The sequence below is a fragment of the Saccharopolyspora sp. 6M genome (assembly GCF_020176775.1).
GTDB lineage: Bacteria > Actinomycetota > Actinomycetes > Mycobacteriales > Pseudonocardiaceae > Saccharopolyspora_C > Saccharopolyspora_C gregorii.
Window position 1 is genome coordinate 1 of record NZ_JAIUJZ010000213.1, and the last position, 5,361, is coordinate 5,361.

6 protein-coding genes are annotated in these 5,361 nt (G+C 73.0%); 3 read left to right on the top strand and 3 right to left on the bottom strand.

Going from position 1 to position 5,361, the window contains the following annotated elements; all coding sequences use genetic code 11:
- Positions 1 to 144 precede the first annotated feature (144 nt).
- The 3 genes from LCD31_RS24290 to LCD31_RS24300 form a co-directional block, all read right to left on the bottom strand.
- Positions 145 to 1,389: an FAD-binding oxidoreductase gene (locus LCD31_RS24290; protein ID WP_224961648.1), complete on the bottom strand. Its 1,245-nt coding sequence runs from the start codon at positions 1,387 to 1,389 to the stop codon at positions 145 to 147.
- 103 nt (positions 1,390 to 1,492) lie between these two features.
- Positions 1,493 to 2,965: a CdaR family transcriptional regulator gene (locus tag LCD31_RS24295; protein WP_224961649.1), complete on the bottom strand. Its 1,473-nt coding sequence runs from the start codon at positions 2,963 to 2,965 to the stop codon at positions 1,493 to 1,495.
- Entirely contained in the window at positions 2,965 to 3,585 is a 621-nt protein-coding gene (locus LCD31_RS24300; protein ID WP_224961651.1) for an HAD-IA family hydrolase, read from the bottom strand. The genes LCD31_RS24295 and LCD31_RS24300 overlap by 1 nt, the downstream gene beginning before the upstream one ends.
- A 206-nt stretch (positions 3,586 to 3,791) precedes the next feature.
- Between LCD31_RS24300 and LCD31_RS24305 the strand changes: the two genes are divergently transcribed.
- The 3 genes from LCD31_RS24305 to LCD31_RS24315 all read left to right on the top strand — a co-directional run.
- Positions 3,792 to 4,337 carry an AAA family ATPase gene (locus LCD31_RS24305; RefSeq protein WP_224961653.1) on the top strand — a complete coding sequence of 182 codons (546 nt, stop codon included), beginning with the start codon at positions 3,792 to 3,794 and terminating at the stop codon, positions 4,335 to 4,337.
- A gap of 92 nt (positions 4,338 to 4,429) precedes the next feature.
- The gene (locus LCD31_RS24310; RefSeq protein WP_224961656.1) at positions 4,430 to 4,840 is read left to right on the top strand and encodes a hypothetical protein; all 411 of its coding nucleotides are present in this window, start codon (positions 4,430 to 4,432) and stop codon (positions 4,838 to 4,840) included.
- Between the two features lie 17 nt (positions 4,841 to 4,857).
- Positions 4,858 to 5,361: DUF3558 domain-containing protein (locus tag LCD31_RS24315; RefSeq protein ID WP_224961658.1), on the top strand; the 504-nt coding region annotated here is incomplete at its 3' end.

Below are 5,361 nucleotides of genomic sequence, written 5' to 3' on the forward strand. Positions count from 1 at the left end.
CCCCGCCCCCCCCGCCCCCCCCCCCCCCCACGCCTACACGCACCTCCCCCCCCTGCCGGGTGCCCCGGGGGGTGTACCGCGGGCGGGGGCCGCGGCTGCGGCCGGGGGGGCCCCTGCTCTCCAGGAAATGGTCTTCGTGGCGCGTCAGCGCAGCGGGTTGAACGGCCGCAGCTGGTCGGGCTGCTTGCCGGTGACGATCTGCTCGGACAGCAGCCGCCCGGTCAGCGGACCGAGGGTGAGCCCCCACATGCCGTGACCACCGGCGACGAACACGTCGGGCATCGCGGTCCCGCCGATCAGCGGCAGCCCGTCGGGCGTGACGGGCCGCCCGCCGACCCAGTCGTCCTTGCGGTCCGCCCAGGACACGCCGCGCAGCAGCGGTTTCGCCGAGCGTTCGATGGCGGCGATGCGCTCCGGGTAGAGCTTGGCGTCCGGGGAGCGGAACTCCATGGTTCCGGCGACCCGCAGCCCGCCCTGGTACGGCGTGCAGGCCACCCGCACGGCGGGCAGGTAGATCGGGCCGGGCACCGGTTCCTCGGTGGGCACGGTGAACGAGTAGCCGCGGCCCGCGCGCACCGCGGTCCGCACGCCGAGCGGCTTCGCCAGCGCACTCAGCCAGGCACCGGTGGCCAGCACCACCGTGTCGGCGGTGATCGCGTCGTCGGCGGAGCGCAGCACGACGCCGCCGCGCTCGCGCCGCACGTCCTGCACGGCGAAACCAGTGCGGATCGTGCCGCCGCGCTGCTCCACGGAGCGGGCGAGGGAGCGCACGAACTCGCCGGGGTCCACGTAGCGCTGGCCTTCGATGCGCAGCACCGCCTCGATGTGCGAGGACAGCTGCGGCACCTGCGCCTCGGCGACCGAGGACTCCACGACCTGCACGTCCTGCCCGGACTCGCGGATCAGGTCGAACTCGCGGCGCAGGTCGGCGACCTGCTCGGCCTTCTCGAACCCGGCGGTGATCGGCGCGGACCGGGTCGGGGCCGCCACGCCACCGGCGGTGAGCGCGTCGAACGCGTCCAGGCACTCGTTGTTCATCGGCACGAACGGCTGCATCGCACGCCGCCACGACCCCATGTTGCAGTGCGCCGCGAAGCGCGCCAGGAACGCCCACAGGCCCGGGTCGACCTTCGCCGGCACGTACAGCGGGGCGTTGCGGTCCAGCAGCGAGCGCAGGCCGTAGCGCAGCACGCTCGGCTCCGGCAGCGGGATGGAGAACGCCGGCGCCAGGTAGCCCGCGTTGCCCCAGGACGAACCGGCGGCCACGCCGTCCCGGTCCACGACCGTGACCCGCACGCCGTGCTCCTGCAAGAACCACGCCGTCGACAACCCGACGGCACCGGCACCCGCGACCACCACGTGCCGCGGCGTCTGGTCGTTGCCAGCCATGTTCGCCCTCCTCAGCTCGGCTGCATCCGAGTGTGCTGGGCCACGGCGCCGGTCCGGTTGTCAGATCCGCACAACCTGGGCGCCGCCGTTTGGTGATCCGGAACTATTCGATGAGCAGCGCGACGATCAGCGCGAGCCGCTGGTCCGGGTCGGTCACGTCGATCGGCGCCACCTCGGTCATCTTCCGCATCCGGTAGCGCACCGTGTTCGCGTGCACGCCGAGCCGCCGCGCCGCCGCCCCCGGATCGCCCTGGCAGCGCAGCCACTCCCGCAACGTCGCCGCGTACCGGGTGCCGTGCTCGGCGTCGTGGCGGTGCAGCTGCCGCACCGGGCCGCGTGCGGGCAACCGGCCACCGGAGGCCGCGTTGCGGAGCCTGCGCAGCAGGATCTCGTGCCAGGCGTCGTCGTAGCCGACGATCTCGCGGGAACCGACGACGGCGAGGCTTTCGTCCGCTTCCCGCCTGCTCACCGGCAGCTCCAGGGGTTCCGCGGCACCACCGACCCCGGCGCGCAGCCGCACCTCCGCGGGCATCTCCCGCAGCAGCCGCCGGAACCACCGCTCCCCCGGTTCCGCCTCGGGCAACACCGTGTAGACGGTGTTCGCGAACAGCGCGCTGCGCCCCGGCCGCGCCCAGCCGAAGCCGGACGTGGCGCGTTCGAACGCGATCAGCACCGCCGCGTCCTGGGCGTCCTCGGCCTGCACCGCCACCACCTGGAAACCGGTGCCGCGCAACCCGAGCCTGCTCAGCACCGCGGGTGCGTCCGCCTGGCCCTCCAGCAGCCCGATCACCAGGTCCGATTCGACCTGCCGCTCCAGGTCGGCGCTGGCGCGCGCCCGCAGCAGGTGCAGCGAAGCGGTGCGGGCCCCTTCGCGCAGCGCCGCGGCCCGCTCCGGGCTCAGCGGCTCCGGCACCTCCACCCAGATCGACCCGAGCAGTTCCCGCCCCGCGCGGACCGCCACCAGGGCGCGGCCGTGGAACTCCGGCATCGGTTCGGCGAAGAACGGCTCGTCCGACGAGGCCAGGTGCGCGTACACGCCGCGCGACGCGAGCTCGGCGCGGATCTCCGCGGGCACCCGCCTGCCCAGGATCGTCGCCAGCCGCGCCCGGTCCGCCGATTCCTGCCTGCTCGAATACGCCAGCACCCCCGAATGCCGGTCCTCGATGGTCACCGGGCCGCCCACCGACGCCGCCAGCGCATCGGCCAGCGCGAACAGGTCCGTCGGGCCGCGGCCCGCCTCCGTTTCGCGGCCCTCCAGCACCAGTCCGTAGACGACGGCCGCCAACTGCCCCCACAGCACGTCGCCGTCGACCAGCACCACCGCGACGCCCCGCTCGCGGGCCACCGCCAGCTCCGGGCCTGCGACCTCGCGCAGCAGCACCACCGCGGCCATCGTGGTGCGCAGCAGCTCGCCGATCGCGCCCGGTTCGACGCCGACGGCCAGCAGCACCTCGTCGGTGCCCGCCGAATCGTGCAGCGCCACCCCGCGCAGCTCCACGTCCCGCCCGCGCGGCGCGCACTCCAGCCGCGCCCCGTAGCCGCCGAGCACGTTGATCAACCGGTCCAGCTTCACCATCAGAGCAATCCCAGCACGGCCGACAGCTCCGGCAGCACCACGTGCGCCCCGCCGAGCGCTTCCCGCGGGTGCGTGGTGGTCACGGCCGCGACCAGCGCGCCCGCGGCGACGCCCGCCGCCACGCCCGGCGGCGAGTCCTCCACCACCACGCAGTCCGCCGGATCCACCACCAGCTCCCGGGCCGCCGCCAGGTAGCCCTCCGGATCGGGTTTGCCGCGGGACACGTCCTCCGCGCAGATCAGCGTGCACGGCAGCGGCAGGCCCGCCGCCCGGAGCCTGCCCGTCATCAGCTCGCGGCCGCCGGAGGTCACCGCCGCCCACCGCCGCGGATCGAGCTGCCCCAGCACGTTCGCCGCGCCGGGCACCGCCACCACCGCGTCCGCGGCGGCCAGCTCCAGCCGCGCGACCTCCGCCAGCACCTCGGCGCGCACCGGTTCCGGGAAGAACTCGGCGGCCACGTCCGCGTCCCGCTTCCCGTGGCACACCGCCAGCACCGGCTCGCGCGGCACGCCGAACGCGGCCGCCACCCGCGACCACACGTGCTCGACGACCGCCGTCGAGTCGATCAGGGTGCCGTCGATGTCGAACAGCACCGCGCTCCGCTCCGGACGCATCCGCATGCCCGCAGGTTCTCACGATCCGATGAGCTGGGAGCGGAGGGAACCACTTCGCGGAATCGGGCGAAACCGGCGGGCGGGCGGCGCTAGGCTGGAGTCGATCTCCTCGGGGAAGAGGCGCGCCGCGACCGGACCGCGCCGAACCACCGACCCGCGCGACGTCCCCGTCGAGTACCGCCCGACATCCGCGCCGCCGAGGAGAACCGCCCATGGCCGCTGAGCCCTTCGCCCAGGCCGCCATCGTGATCACCGGGATCCAGGCCGCAGGCAAGTCCACGGTGGCGCAGCTGCTCGCCGAACGGCTGCCGAACTCGGTGCACCTGCGCGGCGACCTGTTCCGCCGCATGATCATCAACGGGCGGGTGGACATGGCGCCCGACGCCACCGACGAGGCGCAGCGGCAACTGCGGCTGCGCCACCGGCTCACCGCCCAGTCCTGCGACCAGTACACCGCCGCCGGGTTCACCGTCATCACCCAGGACGTCGTGCTCGGCGAACACCTCCCCGAACTCGCGGCCACCATCCGCACCCGGCCGCTGTACCTGGTGGTGCTCGCGCCGAGCCCGGAGGAGATCGGGGCACGGGAAGCAGCGCGCGGGAAGGTCGCCTACGACGAGTGGTCCGTCCGAGCGCTCGACGCGGTGCTGCGCGAAGAGACGCCCCGCCTCGGCCTGTGGCTCGACACCTCCGAGCAGGCCCCCGAGGAGACCGTCAACGACATCCTCCGCCGCGCCCCCGCCGAAGCCGCCGTGTAGCGCTACCCGGTCGGCGCAGCGGAAACCACCACCCGCGCCGTCACCACCTCGCTACGATCCGTGGCACACGTGATCAACCGGCGGAGGGGCGCATGGCTGGCGGAGACGGGGGATTCGCCGGGGCGGCGGAAGGACTGAACCAGGTCCGATCGCAGACCCAATGGATCAACCAGCAGGTGGGGGCGGGCAAGCTCGCGCTCGACCCGGAAGTCGCGGAACGGGCGGCGAAGAGGGTTGAGGAGGAGGTGCGGGCGCTCGCGAAACTCCTTCGACGAACCGATCAGATCACCCGCCTTACCGGGTTGGGAGACTATCCCGACGGCCAGCAGCTGGCGCAACGGTTCAAGGACAAGGCACAGCATCCGGACTCCGGAGCAATTCCGCTGGTCAACGAGCTGATGAAAGTCCTCATGGAACAGGCGGACGCCTTCCGCGCAGCCGCCAAAGACTACCGATCCACCGATGATCAGATCGCTGAAGACATGCAGAGAGGTATCCAGTGACCCGACGTTCCCGCCGGTTGCTCGCCACCGTTGTTTGCGCCGGACTGTTCGGCGTGTCCGGCTGCGCGTTGGGAGGCACGGACCCAGGGTCGGAGCAGAACTCCCCCGAGCCGCAGCCCAAGGCATCCGGGCTCAAAGACCTGGATCCGTGCGCGTTCTTCACACCGGACGACTTGGCCGCTGCGGGGGTTGGCGGTGCGCCCGAACGCGTCGAAGACGTCTCCTTCGAACCGGGCTGCTCCTTCGAGGGTGAGAGCGCCATGCTGACCTTGTACAAGAACCAGGACGAGACGGTCGGCAGCTACGCGACCCACGGGAACTGGGACAGCTACCAGAAGTTCGACATCAACGGCAGGGCCGCCGCCACCGGCGTCAGTGCAGGCGCCACGGACCGCGGGATCTGCAACGTCCTCGTCGACGCGGGCGGCGGAGTCGCGATCGTCACCGTGAACGAGATCTTCCCCGGTGGTATCCCCGACCCCTGCGGCGAGGCCGAGAAGATCGCCCGCCAAGTCGAACCC

Bases quoted from the DNA above. Each gene is read 5' to 3' on its own strand.
- LCD31_RS24290 (WP_224961648.1), bottom strand. From the start codon at position 1,389: ATGGCTGGCAACGACCAGACGCCGCGGCACGTGGTGGTCGCGGGTGCC.
- LCD31_RS24295 (WP_224961649.1), bottom strand. From the start codon at position 2,965: ATGGTGAAGCTGGACCGGTTGATCAACGTGCTCGGCGGCTACGGGGCG.
- LCD31_RS24300 (WP_224961651.1), bottom strand. From the start codon at position 3,585: ATGCGGATGCGTCCGGAGCGGAGCGCGGTGCTGTTCGACATCGACGGC.
- LCD31_RS24305 (WP_224961653.1), top strand. From the start codon at position 3,792: ATGGCCGCTGAGCCCTTCGCCCAGGCCGCCATCGTGATCACCGGGATC.
- LCD31_RS24310 (WP_224961656.1), top strand. From the start codon at position 4,430: ATGGCTGGCGGAGACGGGGGATTCGCCGGGGCGGCGGAAGGACTGAAC.